Source organism: Pseudomonas sp. TSO6 (assembly GCF_056098905.1).
Genome location: NZ_JBLZWV010000033.1, coordinates 346,479 through 364,833 on the forward strand (window position 1 = coordinate 346,479; position 18,355 = coordinate 364,833).

Consider the following 18,355-nt stretch of genomic DNA (forward strand, 5'->3'; position numbering starts at 1 on the left):
CATGAAGTCGACTTCCCTCCTGGTCACCACCAAATTTGCTCCGCCGCGCATTTCGCTCAACAGCATCCTGCGCGAAGACTTGGCAACTCAGTTGTTTCAGGCTCGTCACAGCAGGGTCACCCTGGCGTGCGGCGGCGCGGGGTTTGGCAAGACTACCGTGCTTGCCCAATGGCGGCTGGAGCTCATCAGGCAGGGCGCCGTCGTAGCCTGGTTGTCGTTGACGGCCGAGGACAGTACGTTCCAGCTGTTCTGCGGCAGCCTGGTCGGCGCCCTGCAGCACGTCGGCCTGCCCTTGTCCGATGATCTGCTGCTGTTTGGCGACAGTGACGACAATGAAGACCTGCAGTCCTTGGCCAGGGCATTGATCAACGCCCTGGCACGCGACGATCGTGAGCTCTACCTGATGTTCGACGACTTTCACCATGTCGGCACACCGCGCATCACCCAGCTGATGCAAGTGCTGATCGACAATGCGCCGGGCCACCTGCATGTCGTGATCGCGTCGCGCGTGACCCCTTCGTTGCTGCTGGGCAGGCTGCGGGCCATGGGGCAGTTATGCGAAATCAACGGCCATGAACTGTCGTTCAATTTCCGGGAATCGCTGGCGTTTCTCAAAGCCCATCTGGATTCAGAAATCGAAATGGAGGCGGCCCACGCGATACATGGGCAGACCCATGGCTGGCCGATTGGCTTGCAACTCATGGCCATTTCCCTCAAATCGGGACCGCGCAAGCGCGCTGGCGTGGGCCTGATGGCCCCGAACAGCGCGGACCTGAGCGCGTACCTTTCTGAAGACGTTATCGCCAACCTGCCGGAAGGCCTGATCGAGTTCCTTCAGCAGATTTCCATTCTGCGCCGCTTCAATGCCGATCTCGCCGAACACCTGACGGGCTGCGACGACGCGGCGCAACGCATTGCCACAATCGAAGCGCTCAACCTGTTCCTGCTGCCTGTCGACATGGAAGACCGCTTCCAGTGGTACCGCCTGCATCCCATGTTCGCCGAGTTCCTCAACCAGAAACTACAACACAGCGGCGCCGACGTCCGCACCCTGCACCAGCGCGCAGCGCATTGGTTCGTCAGCCAGGACCTGGTGATCGAGGCACTGCGCCACGGGTTGCTGAGTGAGGATTTCGACACCGTCATCCAGCTGCTGGAGCACTCGCTCCAACCACTGACCAACATCACCCACCTGGGTACCTTCCTGCGCTGGATCGAGAAGGTCCCCACTGCCCTGCTCGCCCAGCATCCACGCCTGGCCCTGTTCGGCGCCTGGGGCTATGCCTTGAGTGCCCGCCTTGAACAGAGTGAGCGCTGGCTCAAGCAGTTGGAGAACTCGACCAGCGATCCCCGGTACACGTTACACATGAGCCTGGTGAAGGCGATGATCGCCGGCCAGCAGGACGACTCGGAACGCAGCCTGCTGGCGATCGAGGCCTTGAACGACCAGCCGTTGCGCAATCCGATGCTGGAGCATTTCCGCCTTGGGCTGATCATTGGCAACCAGGCAATGCTCGGCAACTATGCCCTGGCCCGCGCCACGTTCCGCTCGATCAACGTGGCCAATGACGATGAACCTGCACTGATCGCGCGCAGCTCCATGGCGGTTGCGGCGCTGCTCGAAGGCAAAGTGCTGGAAGCCGAACGCTATGCCGCGCCGGTATTGTCGTTGGCTGAGGCGGCCCATGGCCGGCGCTCGATCACCGCGTGTACCTGCGCGGCGATTCTGGCAGAAGTGCAATACGAGCAGAATCGCATCGACGATGCCCGTGAGAGCCTGGTCAACCGCCTGGACATGCTGAGTTTCTCGGTGCCCGCATGTACCTACAGTGCCGCCCTGGTCCACGCCCGCCTGCAGCTGCTGCAGGAGTCGCCGCGCACTGCACTGGATTATCTGGATAAACGCGCCCAGCATTTCCGTGTGCGTCGGCTGGATCGCGGCATCGCCCTGATGCTCGCCGAGCAGATACGCATCGTGGTGCTCGGCGACGATTGGCAGCGCGGTGAGTGGCGGCACGGGCAGATGCTGCAGAGCGAACTCGATGAGCTGGCTGCGTACCGCCCCCGAGTCAAGGCCCGGGACCGCGAAATCGTCGCCATTGCCGCCTTCTCCAGGGCTCGTCTGGCTCAGGCTAGCCAAGCACCGGAGGCGGTACTTGCTGCGCTTGAAGAGGTGCTCGGCATCGGTCAGGCACTCGGAAGAGGTGCCCTGCTGGTCAAGGCCAATTTGCTCAAGGGGCAGGCGCTGATGCAGCTTGGCAAGGACGATGAGGCGCAGCTTTGCCTGACACAGGCACTGCAGGACGCTTATGCACTTGGCCTGCTGCGCACGCTCCTTGACGAAGGTCCCGCGGCCTGTGGGTTGCTGGGCAGTATCAAAGGGCTACCTGGCAAAGCACTGGAAGTCTACCAGCAGCAGCTGTGTGCCGCGTTCGACCTGCCTGCACCGGGGAGTGCATCACATGCCAGCGCTAACGCCCCGGCCCCGGCCGCAGAGGTGGCCCTGACCAAACGCGAAGAAGACATTCTCAACCTGCTCGAACAATCGATGCCCAACAAACGCATTGCCCGAACCTTGAACATCAGTGACCAGACGGTTAAATGGAACCTGCGCAACATTTTCATGAAGTTCGGCGTCTCCAGCCGCTATGAGGCGATCATCATCGCCCGTAAACGGGCAAGCAGAAGCGAAGTCGGCTGAGCCTGCGCCCGGCAATGCCACCAGGGGCATTGCCGGGCGCGCGTCGCCTCAAAGCTTGCGGGCGATCAGCTCTTTCATCAGTTCGTTGGTCCCGCCATAGATCCGCTGGATCCTCGCGTCGGCATACATGCGTGCAATGGGGTATTCATTCATGTAGCCATAGCCGCCATAGCACTGCAGGCAGTCGTCAAGCACCTTGCATTGCTGCTCCGAACACCACCACTTGGCCATGTAGGATGCTTCGGGGTCGAGCGTGCCATCGAGCAAGCGCTGCGTGCAGTCGTTGACGAAACTGCGCACGATATGGGCGATTGAGGCGCACTCGGCAAGTTTGAAGCGGGTGTTCTGGAAGTCGAAGATACTCTGCCCGAATGCCTTGCGCTCGCGGGTGTATTCCACTGTCTGTTCGACCGCCCGCTCGATGACGGCTGCGGCGGCCACCGCCACTATCAACCGCTCCCAGGGCAGTTCGCTCATCATCTGGGCAAACCCCTGGCCTTCTACACCGCCGATGAGGTTCTCGACCGGCACCTTCACGTCATCGAAGAACAGTTCGCAGGTGTCGGCCGATTTCTGCCCCATCTTGTCCAGCAGGCGGCCGACCCGGAAGCCCGGCGGCGGATTGTCCACTTCCACCGCCAGCAACGAAACGCCCTTGGCGCCCAGGCTTGGATCGGTCTTGCAGGCGACGACGATCATCTGCGCTGTAGAGCCGTTGGTGATGAAGGTCTTGGAACCGTTGAGCACGTAGTGATCGCCCTGGCGCTGCGCATGGGTGCGCAAGGTTTTCAGGTCGGAACCACAACCGGGCTCGGTCATGGCGATGGCGGTCAGCCATTCACCGTTGGCCAGCTTGGGCAACCAGCGCTGGCGTTGCGCCTCTGTGCCGTAGGTCAACAGGTAATGGGCAACGATCGAATGTACCGAGTGCTTCATGGGCATTTCAGCCCTGGCCAGCTCGTCGACCACCACCAACTGGTAGGCCAGAGACACACCGGAACCGCCATATTGCTCGGGAATTTCCGGCAGCATCATGCCCAGCTCGCCGAGCTCGCGCCAGATCTGCCGATCGATAAAGCCCTGACTGCGCCATTTTTCCGCCTGCGGCATCATGCGCGCTTCAGCAAAGCGCCGGACCTGTTGGCGGAACATCTCCAGTTCATCGGTCATCCAGGGGTGTCGATTCAATTGCGGGGTCATCGCGATACCTTTGAAAGTCATGGTCAGAAGGGCCGTCAATCAGCGCCCGCAGTAAACCGGAGCGCGCTTTTCCAGGAATGCGTTGATCGCCTCCTTATGATCGGCGCTGTAGAAGTTCTCCTTCTCCAGTGCCAGCGAGGTATCGAGCACCAGGTTCACCGTATCGCGCAGGATTTTATTCACCGAAGCCTTGCTCGCCTTGATCGCCAGGCGAGGCCCATCCGCCAGACGCCGGGCCATGGCGGTGGCCTGCTCAAGCACCCGGGCATCGGCAACCACCTGATTGATCAGGCCAATGCGCTCAGCTTCGGCCGCGCTCAGGCTGTCGCCGGTAAACAGGTATTGCTTGGCCCGCGCCGGGCCTACCAGCCAGGGCCAGATGGCCGCCCCGCCATCACCGGCAGCCACGCCGATGCGCACGTGCGGGTCGGCAATCTTTGCCGACTCGCCAACGAAGATCATGTCGCAGAACAGCGCCAGGGTGGCCCCCAGCCCGGCCGCGTGACCGTTGACTGCGGCGATGATTGGCTGTGGCAACTCGAGCAGGTCGATGATCAGCTTGCGTGCTTCGCGAAACAGCTTATCGACCCCCTGCGGGGTGATGTCGCGAAACCAGCTCAGGTCGCCGCCACCACAGAAGCCTCGGCCTTCGCCGGTCAGTACCACCGCGTGTACCTCGGGATCAGCTGCCACGTCGGCGAAGACCCGCGACAGCTCTTCATGCAGCCCGGCGTTGATGGCGTTCATCGCTTCCGGGCGGTTCAGGCGCAGGGTCAACACACCATTGTCCAAGTGGAAGGTAATGAACTGGTAATGTGCGTAATTCATGGAGTCTCCGCAGGTTGTGCAAGGTTCAGGCAGTTGCGCCGCCATCAACGACAAAGTGGGCGCCGGTTACGTACGAAGCGCTGTCCGAAGCCAGCCACAGGACCATTTCGGCCTGCTCGTGTGGCTCTCCCAGGCGCCGCATGGCCAAGCGCTTGAGTGCGGTATCGAGAACGCGGGCATCAAATTCGGTTTCAGGGCCGGTGGTCATTGGCGTTACCACATAGCCGGGGCACAGCGCGTTGATGCGGATGCCGTGTTTGGCATATTCGAGTGCAGCGCTTCGGGTCAGGCCAATGACACCGTGCTTGGACGCCGCGTAAGCAGCCGCGCCCGGCGCCCCCTGCAGCCCCATGATCGAAGCGGTATTGATGATTGCTCCGCCCTTTTTCTTCATGGCCTGCACCTGATGCACCAGGCAGTTGAATACACCGGTCAGGTTGACATCCAGCACTTGCCGCCATTGCGCCAGTGGCTGCGCCTCGATCAAGGCGGGCGTACCACTGATGCCGGCATTATTGAAGGCGATGTCCAGCCGACCGTAACGCTCCAGTGTCGCGGCCACCAGGGCAGCGCAATCTTCGTCGCTGCGCACGTCCAGCGCCTGGAAAAACGCCTGCCCCCCGCTCTGCTCGATCAGGTCAACCACAGCCTGACCGGCTAACGCGTTGGTATCGGCCACCACCACCTGCGCGCCTTCGCCGGCGAACAACCGCGCCGTGGCCTTGCCGATACCGGAGGCACCGCCAGTGACGATGGCGACTTTGCCCTGCAATAGATTCATGACTGCTCCTGTCTGCCGCGAGGGTGATGCAGGCCCTGAGCCGGCCTGCGTGGTTTATCGGAGGCACTGAGCCTTCAGGCCTCAAGGTTATTACAGCGCCTGCCCCCACCTGACCACCCACTACGGATGGGGCCTCGCCAGGCATGCGAGGAGGCGCACCCCACCCATCCGGATCAGGTTACGCAGCCCGCATGATCGGGGAGAGTTGAAGTGTGGGCGGCATCCATTGCCGCTGGCGCCTCGCCTGGAGCGCATGGCGAAGCAACATCAACTTGAGCGTGGAGATAAAGATGTCGCAGAAAACCTACGTGGCCGGCGTCGGCATGATTCCTTTCGTCAAGCCGGGGACCAGTGGGACCTACATCGAAATGGGAGCTGAGGCTGTGCGCCTGGCCCTCAAGGATGCCGGTCTTGGTTACGACCTGGTTCAGCAGGCTTATGCAGGCTACGTCTATGGCGACTCCACCTGTGGCCAGGCCGCCTTGTACGAGGTGGGCATGTCCGGTATTCCGGTCATCAATGTCAACAACAACTGCTCCACCGGCTCAAGCGCCCTTTACCTGGCCCGTCAGGCGGTAGAGAGCGGCGCGGTGGAGTGCGCACTGGCAGTCGGCTTCGAGCAGATGCAAGCCGGTGCGCTGAAGAGCCATTGGGATGATCGCCCCGGCCCGATGGGCAAGAGCATCGCCATCGTCGACCAACTGGCCGCCGACGCCGCCGAGCTGCCCATGGCCCTGAAAATGTTCGGCGGCGCCGGCCGTGAACACATGGAAACGTACGGCACGCAGATGAGCACCTTTGCTGCGATTCGCGCCAAGGCCAGCCGCCACGCTGCCAACAACCCTCTGGCGATGTTCCGCAAGGTGGTCAGCACTGAAGATGTCATGAATGACCAGGTGATCTGGCCCGGTGTCATGACCCGCCTGATGGCCTGCCCACCGACCTGTGGCGCGGCTGCGGCTGTTGTCTGCAGCGAGGCCTTCGCCAAAAAACATGGGCTGCGCACTGACGTCGTCATCCTCGCCCAAGCGCTCACCACCGATAAGCCGATCGCGTTCGAGCCACCCTCAATGATCCAGATGGTCGGCTTCGACATGGCCCAGCGTGCAGCCAGGCAAGTCTATGAAAAGGCCGGGGTCGACCCGCGGGACATCCGGGTGGTCGAGCTGCACGACTGCTTCGCCCACAACGAACTGCTGACCTATGAATCGCTCGGCTTGTGCCCGGTGGGCGAAGCCGAGCAGTTCGTACTTGACGGCGACAACACCTATGGCGGCCAGGTGGTCACCAACCCGTCGGGAGGCCTGCTTTCCAAAGGGCATCCGCTGGGGGCCACGGGCCTGGCGCAGTGCTATGAACTGACCCACCAGCTGCGCGGCACGGCCGAGGCCCGGCAGGTCGACGGGGTGAATTTTGCCCTGCAACACAACCTCGGCCTCGGGGGTGCCTGCATCGTCACCCTGTTCGGCCGCGGCTGACACACGACACGCGCCGGGCAACCGGCGCGCCTTCCCGACTCCTGATAGGAATCCACTGATATGGCAGACAAGAGTCTGATCGGCCGTTCGCTTGGCATCACCACCGCCGAAGTCGAAAAAGGCCGCCTGCGTTTCTTCGCCAAGGCAATCGGCGAAACCGACCCGGTGTACACCGACGAAGCCGCAGCAAAGGCAGCTGGCTACCGCTCGCTCCCGGTGCCTCCGACCTTCCTGATGTGCCTCGGAGGCGAAGGCCGCGATGTGACCGAACAGTTGAACCTCTATGGCTTCGACCTCGGGCGCATCCTGCATGCCGAGCAGGAGTTTATCTACCACAAGCCTGCCGTTGCCGGTGACATCCTGACCTTCGACAGCAAGGTCGTCGATGTCTACGAGAAAAAAGGCGGTGCGTTGCAGTTCGTGGTCAACGAACTTCGCGTCACCAACCAGGATGGCGAACACGTCGCCGACATCCGCTGCTCGCTCGTCCAGCGCTAAGGAGCCCTCGATGACCCCTGTTCAGTATTCCGATATCCAGCTTGGCGACGAAATCCCGCTGCTCAAGCTTCAACCGGTCAACCGCACCACCCTGGCACTCTACTGCGGCGCTTCGGGCGACCATAACCCGATCCACATCGACATCGATTTTGCCCGCAAGGCGCGCATGCCCGATGTGTTCGCCCACGGCATGCTTTCGGCCGCCTACCTGGGTCGTCTGCTGACCAACTGGGTGCCGCAGAAGCAGGTCCGCAAGCTGTCGATTCGCTTCACCGGCATCACGCAGTTGGGCCACATCCCTGTCTGCACCGGCAAAGTCACCGAAAAATTCGAGAAGGACGGCGAGAAGCTCGTACGTCTGGCAATCCGCTGCGCTAACCAGCACGGCGAAGAGAAACTGGCCGGCGAAGCCATCGTCGCCCTGGTCTGAACTCGAAAAACAACAAAAATCCACTGGAGTACATGATGAAAAAGCTCGAAGGTAAAGTCGCCCTGGTCACCGGCTCCGGTCGTGGCATTGGCCGCAGCGTCGCCCTGCAACTGGCCGCCTATGGCGCCCGTGTGGTCGTCAACGACCTGGACGCTGGCCCTGCCGAAGAGGTCGTGGCAGAGATTCGCAACGCCGGTGGCGAAGCCGTTGCCTGCGTTGGCAGTGTCACTGCTGTCGATTTTGCCGATCGGTTCGTGCAGACCGCGGTGCAGAACTACGGTGCCATCGACATCATCATCAACAACGCCGGCTACACCTGGGACAACGTGATCCAGAAGATGACCGACGAACAGTGGTATGCGATCGTCGACTGTCACTTGACCGCGCCGTTCCGTATCCTGCGCGCGGCGCAGCCGATCATCAGTGCGCAGGCCAAGAAAGAAGCGGCCGAAGGCAAGGAAGTATTCCGCCGGGTGGTGAACATTTCGTCGGTGGCTGCTGGCGGCAACGCCGGCCAGACCAACTACTCGTCGGCCAAGGCCGGTGTACTGGGGATGACCAAGACCCTGGCACGTGAATGGGGGCGGATGAAGGTTTGTGTCAACGCCGTAGCGTTCGGCTTTATCGATACACGTCTTACCCAGGCGCTTGCCGGCGCCGAGAGCAAGACCGTGGATATCGAAGGCCGCCAGATCAAGGTTGGCGTACAGCAGGCGATGATCGACGGTGCCAGCCAGAACATCCCGCTGGGACGTCCAGGAACGGCAGACGAGGCCGCAGGCTCCGTTGTCATGCTTTGCCTGCCGGAGGCCAATTACGTTTCTGGCCAGACCCTGGTCTGTGGTGGCGGAATGGGCAGTCTCTGATCGACGCGGCCTTTCCCGTCACGCCTGCCCCATGGGGCAGGCGTGATCTGCCTTGAACTTTCGCTGATTCAGAGGAAATGCCATGCTGGAAAACTACCGTTCACCGTGGATGACCGAAGACGTACAACCTTTCGCCGACAGTGTGCGGCGCTTCGTGACCCAGACCCTTGCCCCGCGCGAAGAGACCTGGCGTGAACAGCATCAGGCGGACCGCCAGTCCTGGCTGGCCTGCGGCGAAATGGGCATGATTTTGCCCGACGTGCCGCTTGAGTACGGCGGTGCAGGCGGTAACGCCGCACACGTCGCTGCCGTGATCAACGAACTCAACTACGCAGGCGTGTCCGGCCTGGGACTTACCATCAACCATATCGTCGGCCATTACATTCTCGACGACGGTACCGAGGCGCAAAAGCTTCATTGGCTGCCGCGGATTGCCTCGGGTGAAGTCATCTGCTCGGTAGCCATGACCGAGCCCGGTACCGGCTCCGACCTGCAGGCCGTGCGTACTCGCGCCGTCAGGCAGGGTGACCGGTACATTATCAATGGCGCCAAGACCTTCATTACTAATGGTCAGCTCAGTGACATGGTGGCCGTAGTCGCCAAGACCGACCAGGGTGCCGGGTCCAAAGGCGTTTCGATCTTTCTGGTAGACACCCGCCTCCCGGGCTTTCGTCGCGGCAAATGCCTGGACAAGGTCGGTCTGCAGTCCTCCGACACCTCGGAAATGTACTTCGATGATGTCGAAGTGGGTGCAGACTGCCTGCTGGGCGGTGTCGAGGGCCAAGGCTTCTATACCCTGATGAAGCAACTCCCCTACGAGCGTGCGCAGATTGGCATGTGCGCTGCCGCCCAGATGGAGCGTGCACTGGCACTGACCCTGGAATACACCCGCGACCGCAAGGTGTTCGGCAAGGCCGTGCTCGACTTCCAGAACACCCGCTTCACCCTGGCCGACGTCAAGGCTACGGTCCTGGCCTCGCGTACATTCTGCGACCATCTCATCCAGCAATGGGTCGATGGCAAACTGGATTCGGCGACCGCTTCGATGGGCAAGTTCTGGCTCACCGAGCGCAACAGTGAAGTACTCGACCGCTGCCTGCAGTTCTTCGGCGGCTATGGCTACATGAACGAATATCCCATTGCACGGATGTGGGCAGATGCCCGCGTTGCGCAGATTTATGGCGGTGCCAACGAGATCCAGCGCGAGCTGGTGGGGCGCTCCCTCTGAACTAGCCGTTCCTGCCAGGGAGGGCGTCTGCCGACAGGCGCAATTGTGACGATACAACTACCAACGATAACAACAAGATTGGAGTAGCCCATGTACATCACTCAAGGTTTGCACCGTCACCTGCAAGCCAGGCCACACGCTACCGCTGTGCGTTATGCGGGCCGCAGCATCAGCTACGCGCAGCTCGCCGACCGCGTGGCACGCCTGGCGTGCGTCCTCCAGGGGTTGGGTGTCGGCCGTGGCGATCGCGTTGCGATGCTGTCGCTCAACTCGCAGCGCTATATCGAGTATTACCTGGGGGTACCCTGGGCTGACGCCGTGCTGAACCCGGTGAACATCCGCTGGAGCGCGGCGGAGATCATCTATTCGCTGGAAGATTCCGAGACTTCGGTGCTTATCGTCGATGAGACGTTCAAGGAACTGGGCAGCAAAGTCGCAGCCCAGACCAGCAGCATCCGCACCTTGATTTATGCCGGTGATGGCGAAACGCCCGCGGGCATGCTCGACTACGAAGCCTTGCTGGCGGCCGCGACGCCGATTGAAGATGCACGCCGCAGCGGTGATCAACTACTGGGGATCTTCTACACCGGCGGCACAACCGGTTTCCCAAAAGGGGTAATGCTCAGCCATACCAATGTCGCCTTCTCGGCATTGGCCACGTTGAACAATGGCAGCTATGGACCCTCAGCGGTGTTCCTGCACGTGATGCCGATGTTCCACCTGGCCGACTTTGCGGCCATGACCGCGCTGTTCTTCAGCGGTGGCACCCACGTCGTCCTGCCCTCCTTCATCCCAAGGACCGTGCTCGAAACCATTGCCCAGGAACGTATCAACGAGATCCTGCTTGCCCCGACCATGATCCAGATGCTGCTGGACAGCCGCGACAGCTGCCCCGAAGCCGGCAAGCTGGACCTTGGCTCGCTCAGCTGCATCGGCTATGGCGCCTCGCCGATCACCCCGGCACTGCTCGACCGCGCCCGCCAAGCCTTTCCGTCCGCCGGGTTCTTTCAAGGCTACGGCATGACCGAGCTCGCACCGATGGCCACCATGCTGGCCCCGGAATACCACTCCCATGAACACCATCTGAGCGGCAAGATGTACTCGGCGGGCCGCCCGGCGGTGTGTGTGGAGGTACGTATCGTCGATGCCGACGACAACGAACTACCGCGCGGCACGGTGGGGGAGATCGTGGTCCGTGGGCCGAACGTGATGCTTGGCTACCTGAACAAACCGCTGGAGACCGCCCAGGCGCTGCGCAATGGCTGGATGCATACCGGCGACGGCGGTTACATGGATGAAGACGGCTTCATTCATGTTTGCGACCGCCTGAAGGACATGATCGTCAGCGGCGGCGAGAACATCTACAGCGCCGAGGTCGAAACTGCCATCGCCAGCCACCCGGCCGTGGCCCAGATAGCGGCCATCGGCATTCCTTGCCAGAAATGGGGCGAGAGCGTGCACGCGGTCATCATTCTCAAGGCCGGCACCGTCGCCAGCAGCGAAGAGATCATCGCCTATTGCCGCGAACGCATTGCCGGCTACAAGTGCCCGCGCAGCGTCGAGTTCCGCGAGACCTTGCCGCTGTCCAGTGTCGGCAAAGTGCTCAAGAACGAGTTGCGCATGGCCTTCTGGAAAGGCCACCAGCGAAATATCGCCTGACCCTGCGCCCTCTGCCGGATGCGCAGGGGGCGAGCCTGCCCCATGCGGAGCCCTAATAATGACAATACGCTTTGCCGTACCCCATCGCCGTACCCTATGCGCCCTGGCACTACTCGGCCTGGGCGCCCCGCACTTGTCCTGGGCACAACCAGCCTCGCAGCCCTACGCGTTGCACAATGGTTACCCGACCAGGGCCACCATCAACCAGGTGTATGACGACATCGACCTGAACCGCGCAGTCCAGGCCTATCGGTTCTTCTACCCCAATGTAGCAATGATGAACCTGTGGCAGGCAAACATCGCCGACGGCATGCGCCCCAACAAGGTCTTCGCCCTGCTGCAGGGAAGCCCCGAGAAACGGGTGCTCACCGCCAATTCCGACACGCCTTATGCCGGCGCTCTGATCGACCTGAGTGCCGGGCCCATGGTGGTGGAAGTCCCGCCGGGGCCGATCATGAGCGTTGCCAACGACCTGAACCAGAGCTGGGTTATGGACCTCGGCGTGCCCGGCCCGGACGCCGGCAAGGGCGGCAAGCACCTGCTGCTTCCTCCCGGCTATGACGGCCCAATCCCAGCGGGGTTTTTCGTTGGGCACTCGACCACCCACAAGCTCATGTTGTTGCTGCGGGCGCTACCGCTCAAGGGCGATACCGCGGGCGCCATCGAGCGGATGAAAACCGTGGCCATTCATCCACTGAAGCCGCCTGCGGGCTGGACGCCGCCGAAATGGGTCGACCTGAGCGCGCATGCCGCCGACCTGACGCCGCTAAAGATCGAGGACAACCTGGGGTACTGGCGTACCCTGCATGCCCTGCTGGACAGCGAACCTGCCAACCCAGCCTATCGCAACTACTACGGCGAGTTGGCAGCACTGGGGATCATCAAGGGCCAGCCATTCGCGCCTGATGCCCGCATGCAGCGGATCCTTACCCAGGCCGCCCAGACGGGCGCTGTGCAGATGCGCGTGCAGTCGCTTGCCGATCGCCGACCAGACCGGGTGGTCTGGCCTGATCGCCAGTGGGAGTGGGCAGTGCTGCGTCCAGAAAACGGTACCTTCTCGACCCCCGACTACACCGACTTGGTGGCCAGGGAGAAGTGGTTCTACCAGGCCATGATCGCCTCACCGGCGATGTTCCGGCGTGCACCGGGCGCAGGCTCCCTGTACTGGCTAGGCAGCCGTGATGCCCAGGGGGAGTACCTCGATGGAGGCAAGTCATACACCCTGAGCGTGCCGTTGCCGCTGCCGGCCAAGCTGTTCTGGTCGGTGACGGTCTACGACAGCCAGACCCGTTCGCAGATCGAAACGCCGCAGGCCAAGGCAGCACTGCGCTCGCTGGAGGAGCTCAAGGACCAAGAGCAGAGCGGCACTGCCGAGCTGTATTTCGGCCCGACCGCGCCCCCGGGCAAGGCCAGCCACTGGATCCAGACCACACCTGGCAGGGGCTGGTTCGCCTACTTGCGCATCTATGGCCCGGACAAACCAGCCTTCGACGGTGCCTGGAAACCCGGTGATTTCAGCCCGGTGAACTGATCCGGCCATACCGACTCTGCGAGGTAAAGGTTCCGTCATGAGCACTTATGGATATTTCCCCGTTCGCCGCGCCAAGGTTGCGGCGATCCTTGGCTTGCTCGCTTTGGTGCCGGTAGTGCTGCAAAAAGCACCTGCGTCGGCCAGCCCGACCGACGTTGCCACCCGGGTACTGGAGGGACGCGCTCTGGAAGCAGCTCTATGGGGCATGCCCCTGGTCAACTTCGATGCGATGCGCCAGGCGTATTTTCGCAACGCCAATGCCCGGTATAACGACATCATGTTCTGGTCGCGCCCATCGGACTGGCGCAACCAGACCACCACACCTAACCACTCCACGCTCTATGTGATGTTCTTCGTCAACTTGAAGGAGGGGCCGGTGGTAGTCGACATCCCCGCGACCCGCCAGGCAGGCCTGTACGGCACGTTGATCGACGCTTGGACCACACCGATGGTCAACGTTGGAAACAAAGGCCAGGATCAGGGCAAGGGCGGGCGCTACCTGATCCTGCCGCCCGGTTACCAGGGACCAGTTCCGCCCGGCTACCTGGCCGTGCAAAGCAAAACCTTCAACAACTACAGCCTGCTGCGGGTAATCAGCCGCTCCACTGCCGACAGCGACCTGGCCGACGGCGTCGGCTACCTCAAGGGCCTTAAGGTCTATCCGCTGGGTAGCGCCGACAGCCCGCCAGAAAATCGCTACATCGACATGGCTGACAGGGTCTATGACGCCATCGCCCACTACGACGACAGCTTTTACGACTCTTTGGCTGAAATGGTCAAGGAAGAGCCCTTGCAAGAGCGCGACGTTGCAATCATGGGCCAGTTGCGCTCACTGGACATCGGCAAGACTTTGGACTTCAAACCCGACGCGCAGCGTCGACAGATGCTCACCCTCGCCGCGCGGCAGGCTCGGGCGTACATGATGGAGGGCTACAGGCAATCCGGGCTGGCCGTCTGGGGTGAGCGGCGGCGGTGGCGAACCTTGGCCAACCCCCAGACGACCCTGCCCTCCAACGTCACCTTCGTGCTGCCCGATCAAGGGCTGCTGTTGGACGAGCGCGCCTTTGCCTGGTTCGCCATGTTTGGCCCCGTCGTACCACCGTCGCCGCATGTCTACATGAAAAGCTACGAGACGGCGAGAGGCCAGCCCCTTGAGGGGAGCAAGCGCTATCGTCTGCGCATCCCTGCCGATGCGCCGGCCGAGGAGTTCTGGTCTGTTGACGCCTATGATGCAAGCACCGGGGGCTTCATCCGCCAAGCCACAGTGGTCGGCCTCGACTCCTACGATCAGCGCCTGAAACGCAATGCGGATGGCAGTGTGGACCTGTATTTCGCGCCCGAGCCACCGCCCGGGCATGAGAGCAACTGGATCAGTACCCAGCCGGGCCAGCGCTTCTTCACCCTCTTTCGCATCTACGGCCCCAAGCCTGCCATCAAGGACCGCAGTTGGGTGCTCAATGACCTGGAAGCGATCGACTGACCGCGTCACCGACACGGTTCCCCTACCTGCCCTAACCTGCCAATGGAGTATTGAACAATGAGCGACTCACTCGCTTGTACGGCATTCACGCGTCTGCAGATCAGCGGGCCCGATGCCGATGGTATCGTCCTTGTCACCCTCGATCGCCCGGAAAGCCTTAACGCCATCGACTTGGAGATGTTCGAGGAGCTCAAGCAGATGGCGAAGATCGCCGAAGCCGACCCCCAGGTACGAGCGTTGATCCTTACCGGCCAAGGCCGTGGGTTTTGCGCAGGCCTGGACCTGGAAGTGGCCGGGCGTTTATCGAGCCTGAGCATAGAGGCCTACATGCAGATCCAGGAGCTGGCCGGTAGCGCGGTCAGCACTCTGCGCCTGATGTCCAAACCATTGATTGCCGCGGTCAATGGCGCTGCTACCGGTGGCGGGCTGGCGCTGGCACTGGTCGCAGACATCCGGGTGGCCAGCGAGCGCGCCCGCTTCGGTGTTGCATTCGTGCGTCTGGGCCTGTCTGCCTGCGACGTCGGCATGTCATGGCTGTTGCCGCGCATCGTGGGTCTGGCGCATGCCAGCGAACTGATGTTGACCGGTCGTATCCTCGATGCACAAACGGCCAGCAGGATCGGCCTGGTCAACCATGTGGTCGGCCCTGATGAACTGCTCGATACGGCCTATGGACTCGCGCGTGAGATAGCCCGCAATTCAGCCTTCGCCATGCGCCTTACCAAGCAAGGCCTGCAGTTGAACGTCGACTCCCCTTCGCTACAGGCAGCCATCGAGCTCGAAAACCGCACGCAAGCACTGGCGGCGCGCTCGCATGAAATGCAGGCAGTCTTTGAAAGGTTTCGCCAGGAACAAGCCGCAAAACACCACAAAACCACCTGATCAACCAAAAGCCTGGGGCCTGTGCCCCGGGCTACGCCTCTTGGCGACTGTAACTTTCAGTGTGATCGTAAGCGGCGTAACGTGATTGCCGGTCGCGCAATACCCGAACGATTGCGTGCTGCGGGTCGCGCGGCAAGAACAACCGTCCACGGTTGTGCACCAGGTAATCGAGCAGGCGTTCTTTTTCCCCGATCAACGCCTCGGGGTTGCGATCGCAGCCACTGGTAACCGACAAGTCGAGCCAGGGGCTGGCCGGGATCAGATCGCCGGCGAACAGCAGCGGCCCTCCGGGCAGGGTGATTTCCGGCAACAACTGCCCTCGAGTATGGCCATCGCTCAGGTGCAGGTGCCAACCGCTGCCCAGGTACGGGCTCGTCCCCTCTCCGGCCAACACCAGCCGACCGCTGTGTTCGAGCTGGCGAAGCAACCACGGAATGAATCGACTGCGATCGTGCGGGTGCGGGTGCAGGGCTCTGCGCCAGTGCTCCATGCCCGTCAGGTAACGTGCCCGTGGGAACAACACCCGGAGGACACCGCCGTCGTCGATCAAACGGCTCAGCGCGGGTGATGGCCAGGCCTGCAGGTGAGTGAGTAGCACAAGGTCGATATCATTCTCGCCAAGCCCGAGCCTGGCCAGGCCGTCCAGCAGGCTGACGGGCCTGGGCTGGCAACTGCAGCTGCGTGGCGCTGACGGCAAGAGCAACTCGCTGCCCGCCAGCACGAGAATATTGCGGCCCTGTTCCTGAACCAACAGGGCTCGCGAGGGCAGCTCGACCAGGTTGTGCTGGTCGGGCTGAAGCCACTGGGCCCAGCGCCGACGAGGCGTACTGCCAAAAAGCACACCCCCGTCGAGCTGTCGGGTGGCGCCCACCATGCTGGTCAGCCGACAAGGCACCACGATCCTTGGGGACATGCCTGAACTCACCGCCAGACCGACGCTGCTGAGTCGCTAAGCGCGGCCTGCACCTGCTCGGTATGTTCACCGAAAGCCGGGATCGGGCCAGGCACCACGACCTTGTCGTCAAAACGCGGGGCAGCCACGGTCTGCAGCATGTCGTCGCGTTCGAAGTACACCTGACGGGCGACATTATGCGGGTGCAGCGCCGCTTCGCCAGGGTTCAGTACCGGGGCGAAACAGACATCGGTGTACTCCAGTAGCTCACACCATTGCGCGCGGGTGCGGGTGTTGAATAGCTCGACGAAGTGGCCGTGCATCTCGCTCCAGTGCTTGTTATCCCATTGTCGGGCAAAACGCGGGTCATCCTTTAGGTCCAGTTTTTCGAGCAGCAGGCCGTAGAACTGTGGCTCGATCGACCCCAGGGTGATGAACTCACCGTCCGCGCAGCGATAGGTCGAATAGAAATGCGAGCTGTCGTGCAGGTTGTTGCCGCGCTGGAAACCGTTGCCAAAAAAACCGGCATTTCGGGTCGATAGCATGAGCTGCATCATGTGCGCCGAGCCGTCCAGGATGGCCGCGTCGACCACCGTGCCCTGCCCGGTCTGGCGAGCATTTAGTACACCCGCCAACAGGCCCACGGCCAGGTAAAGGGCGCCACCGCCGATGTCGCCGAGCAAGGTAATGGCCGTGCTCGGCGGTTCGCTCCCCCCGCCATTGTGGTAGAGCGCGCCGGACAGCGCGATATAGTTGTTATCGTGCCCGGCTGCCTGGGCCATCGGGCCATGCTGCCCCCAGCCGGTCATGCGCCCAAACACCAGCCGGGGGTTGCGGGCGCGGCAAACATCCGGCCCCAGCCCCAGGCGCTCCATCACACCCGGACGCATCCCTTCGATCAGGATGTCTGCGTCCTCGATCAGGCGCAGTACCAGCTCACGACCTTCGACGCTCTTGAGGTCTGCGGCGACCGAACGTTTGCCGCGATTGATCAGGTTCGTGCGGCCTGCGCCCTGGTCGGCACGTTCGACGGCGATCACATCGGCGCCGAGGTCAGCCAGGTGCATGGCACAAAATGGCCCAGGGCCAATACCGCAAATCTCAACGACCTTGATACCCGACAACATGGGACGCACTCCTTTTTTGTTCTGGCTTTGGCGTAGGTAACACCATAGGTGGGCAGCGTAGATCAATCGCTGTGGCTTGAACCCAACCCAGGAGAGGTGGTGTTGCAACGACTGCTGCATCCGCACAATTGCAGATCGTCGAGCCAGCCTCCCCCTTCATGACAAGGTATCGCGTATGAAAAGTCCGCCATCTGAACGCCCTACTCGCCGGCTGCTGCACACTCGCCAGGTGGTCTGTACCGGCTACGAGCGCAGCGATGGTCTGTATGAAATCGAAGGCCGCCTGACCGACAGCAAGGCCGATGACAGCGACATGGCATTCAAATACATACGCGCGGGCGAGCCGATCCACCAGATGCACCTCACCCTGGTCATTGACCTGGACCTCATAATCCATGGCGTTGAAGCCAGCACCGAAGCGGGGCCCACCCCCTACTGCCACGAGATTAACGCGGCCTATGACCAACTGGTTGGGATAAAGATCGGGGCCGGGTTCAAAAAGCGCGTCATACAGAAAGTCGGCGGTGTCCTTGGCTGTACACATTTGACCGAATTGCTCGGCCCGATGGCCACCACCGCCTACCAGACCACCTTTTTTCTCAAGCACAAGGCTGAACAGCAAAAGCATGACGATAACCCAGGCTACCTGGTGCCCCGGCCTTGGGTCATCGATACCTGCCATGCCTACCGTTCAGAAGGTGATGCGGTACGGCTGATCTGGCCGCAGACACCGCCACCGCCTGAGGCAAGATAACCCGTTGCCCACCCGATTCG

At 62.0% G+C, this 18,355-nt stretch carries 16 protein-coding genes; 11 read left to right on the forward strand and 5 right to left on the reverse strand.

What is annotated here, in order from left to right; genetic code table 11:
• Position 1: 1 nt before the first annotated feature.
• The gene (locus tag ACN6NG_RS14555) at positions 2 to 2,701 is read left to right on the forward strand and encodes a winged helix-turn-helix domain-containing protein (protein WP_474314667.1); all 2,700 of its coding nucleotides are present in this window, start codon (positions 2 to 4) and stop codon (positions 2,699 to 2,701) included.
• Between the two features lie 48 nt (positions 2,702 to 2,749).
• Here the strand turns inward: ACN6NG_RS14555 and ACN6NG_RS14560 are convergent, their stop codons facing one another.
• From ACN6NG_RS14560 to ACN6NG_RS14570, 3 genes are read right to left on the reverse strand one after another with little or no spacing between them, the layout of a single operon-like run.
• Positions 2,750 to 3,901, reverse strand: coding sequence for an acyl-CoA dehydrogenase family protein (locus ACN6NG_RS14560; RefSeq protein WP_474314669.1), 1,152 nt, complete (start codon positions 3,899 to 3,901; stop codon positions 2,750 to 2,752).
• A 39-nt stretch (positions 3,902 to 3,940) separates the two neighbouring features.
• On the reverse strand, positions 3,941 to 4,729 hold the full coding sequence (locus ACN6NG_RS14565) for an enoyl-CoA hydratase/isomerase family protein (protein ID WP_063424308.1): 789 nt from the start codon (positions 4,727 to 4,729) through the stop codon (positions 3,941 to 3,943).
• Positions 4,730 to 4,754: 25 nt separating this feature from the next.
• Positions 4,755 to 5,510, reverse strand: a complete 756-nt coding sequence (locus ACN6NG_RS14570) for an SDR family NAD(P)-dependent oxidoreductase (protein ID WP_063424309.1) — start codon at positions 5,508 to 5,510, stop codon at positions 4,755 to 4,757.
• A gap of 290 nt (positions 5,511 to 5,800) precedes the next feature.
• On the opposite strand from ACN6NG_RS14570, the gene ACN6NG_RS14575 reads away from it, so the two are divergent.
• The 9 genes from ACN6NG_RS14575 (at position 5,801) to ACN6NG_RS14615 (ending at position 15,562) form a co-directional block, all read left to right on the forward strand.
• Positions 5,801 to 6,988, forward strand: coding sequence for a lipid-transfer protein (locus ACN6NG_RS14575; protein WP_174369638.1), 1,188 nt, complete (start codon positions 5,801 to 5,803; stop codon positions 6,986 to 6,988).
• Positions 6,989 to 7,048: 60 nt separating this feature from the next.
• A complete protein-coding gene (locus tag ACN6NG_RS14580) occupies positions 7,049 to 7,486 on the forward strand; it encodes a MaoC family dehydratase N-terminal domain-containing protein (protein ID WP_063424311.1) in 438 nt (145 codons plus the stop codon).
• A gap of 10 nt (positions 7,487 to 7,496) precedes the next feature.
• Positions 7,497 to 7,916: a MaoC family dehydratase gene (locus ACN6NG_RS14585; protein WP_063424312.1), complete on the forward strand. Its 420-nt coding sequence runs from the start codon at positions 7,497 to 7,499 to the stop codon at positions 7,914 to 7,916.
• 35 nt (positions 7,917 to 7,951) lie between these two features.
• Positions 7,952 to 8,782 carry an SDR family NAD(P)-dependent oxidoreductase gene (locus ACN6NG_RS14590; RefSeq protein WP_063424313.1) on the forward strand — a complete coding sequence of 277 codons (831 nt, stop codon included), beginning with the start codon at positions 7,952 to 7,954 and terminating at the stop codon, positions 8,780 to 8,782.
• A gap of 82 nt (positions 8,783 to 8,864) precedes the next feature.
• On the forward strand, positions 8,865 to 10,010 hold the full coding sequence (locus ACN6NG_RS14595; RefSeq protein WP_063424314.1) for an acyl-CoA dehydrogenase family protein: 1,146 nt from the start codon (positions 8,865 to 8,867) through the stop codon (positions 10,008 to 10,010).
• A 90-nt stretch (positions 10,011 to 10,100) separates the two neighbouring features.
• Positions 10,101 to 11,669 carry a long-chain-fatty-acid--CoA ligase gene (locus tag ACN6NG_RS14600; RefSeq protein ID WP_063424315.1) on the forward strand — a complete coding sequence of 523 codons (1,569 nt, stop codon included), beginning with the start codon at positions 10,101 to 10,103 and terminating at the stop codon, positions 11,667 to 11,669.
• A 58-nt stretch (positions 11,670 to 11,727) separates the two neighbouring features.
• Positions 11,728 to 13,200, forward strand: coding sequence for a DUF1254 domain-containing protein (locus ACN6NG_RS14605; RefSeq protein ID WP_081237949.1), 1,473 nt, complete (start codon positions 11,728 to 11,730; stop codon positions 13,198 to 13,200).
• Between the two features lie 37 nt (positions 13,201 to 13,237).
• Complete coding sequence (locus ACN6NG_RS14610; protein ID WP_474314675.1) at positions 13,238 to 14,680, forward strand: DUF1254 domain-containing protein; 1,443 nt, start codon at positions 13,238 to 13,240, stop codon at positions 14,678 to 14,680.
• Between the two features lie 57 nt (positions 14,681 to 14,737).
• Positions 14,738 to 15,562, forward strand: coding sequence for an enoyl-CoA hydratase/isomerase family protein (locus ACN6NG_RS14615; RefSeq protein WP_474314677.1), 825 nt, complete (start codon positions 14,738 to 14,740; stop codon positions 15,560 to 15,562).
• 31 nt (positions 15,563 to 15,593) lie between these two features.
• Here ACN6NG_RS14615 and ACN6NG_RS14620 read toward each other — a convergent pair whose 3' ends face one another.
• The gene (locus ACN6NG_RS14620) at positions 15,594 to 16,475 is read right to left on the reverse strand and encodes an MBL fold metallo-hydrolase (protein ID WP_474314678.1); all 882 of its coding nucleotides are present in this window, start codon (positions 16,473 to 16,475) and stop codon (positions 15,594 to 15,596) included.
• An 8-nt stretch (positions 16,476 to 16,483) separates the two neighbouring features.
• A complete protein-coding gene (locus tag ACN6NG_RS14625) occupies positions 16,484 to 17,581 on the reverse strand; it encodes a CaiB/BaiF CoA transferase family protein (RefSeq protein WP_474314681.1) in 1,098 nt (365 codons plus the stop codon).
• Positions 17,582 to 17,756: 175 nt separating this feature from the next.
• Between ACN6NG_RS14625 and ACN6NG_RS14630 the strand changes: the two genes are divergently transcribed.
• Positions 17,757 to 18,335 carry a DUF2889 domain-containing protein gene (locus tag ACN6NG_RS14630; RefSeq protein WP_474314683.1) on the forward strand — a complete coding sequence of 193 codons (579 nt, stop codon included), beginning with the start codon at positions 17,757 to 17,759 and terminating at the stop codon, positions 18,333 to 18,335.
• Positions 18,336 to 18,355: the final 20 nt, after the last annotated feature.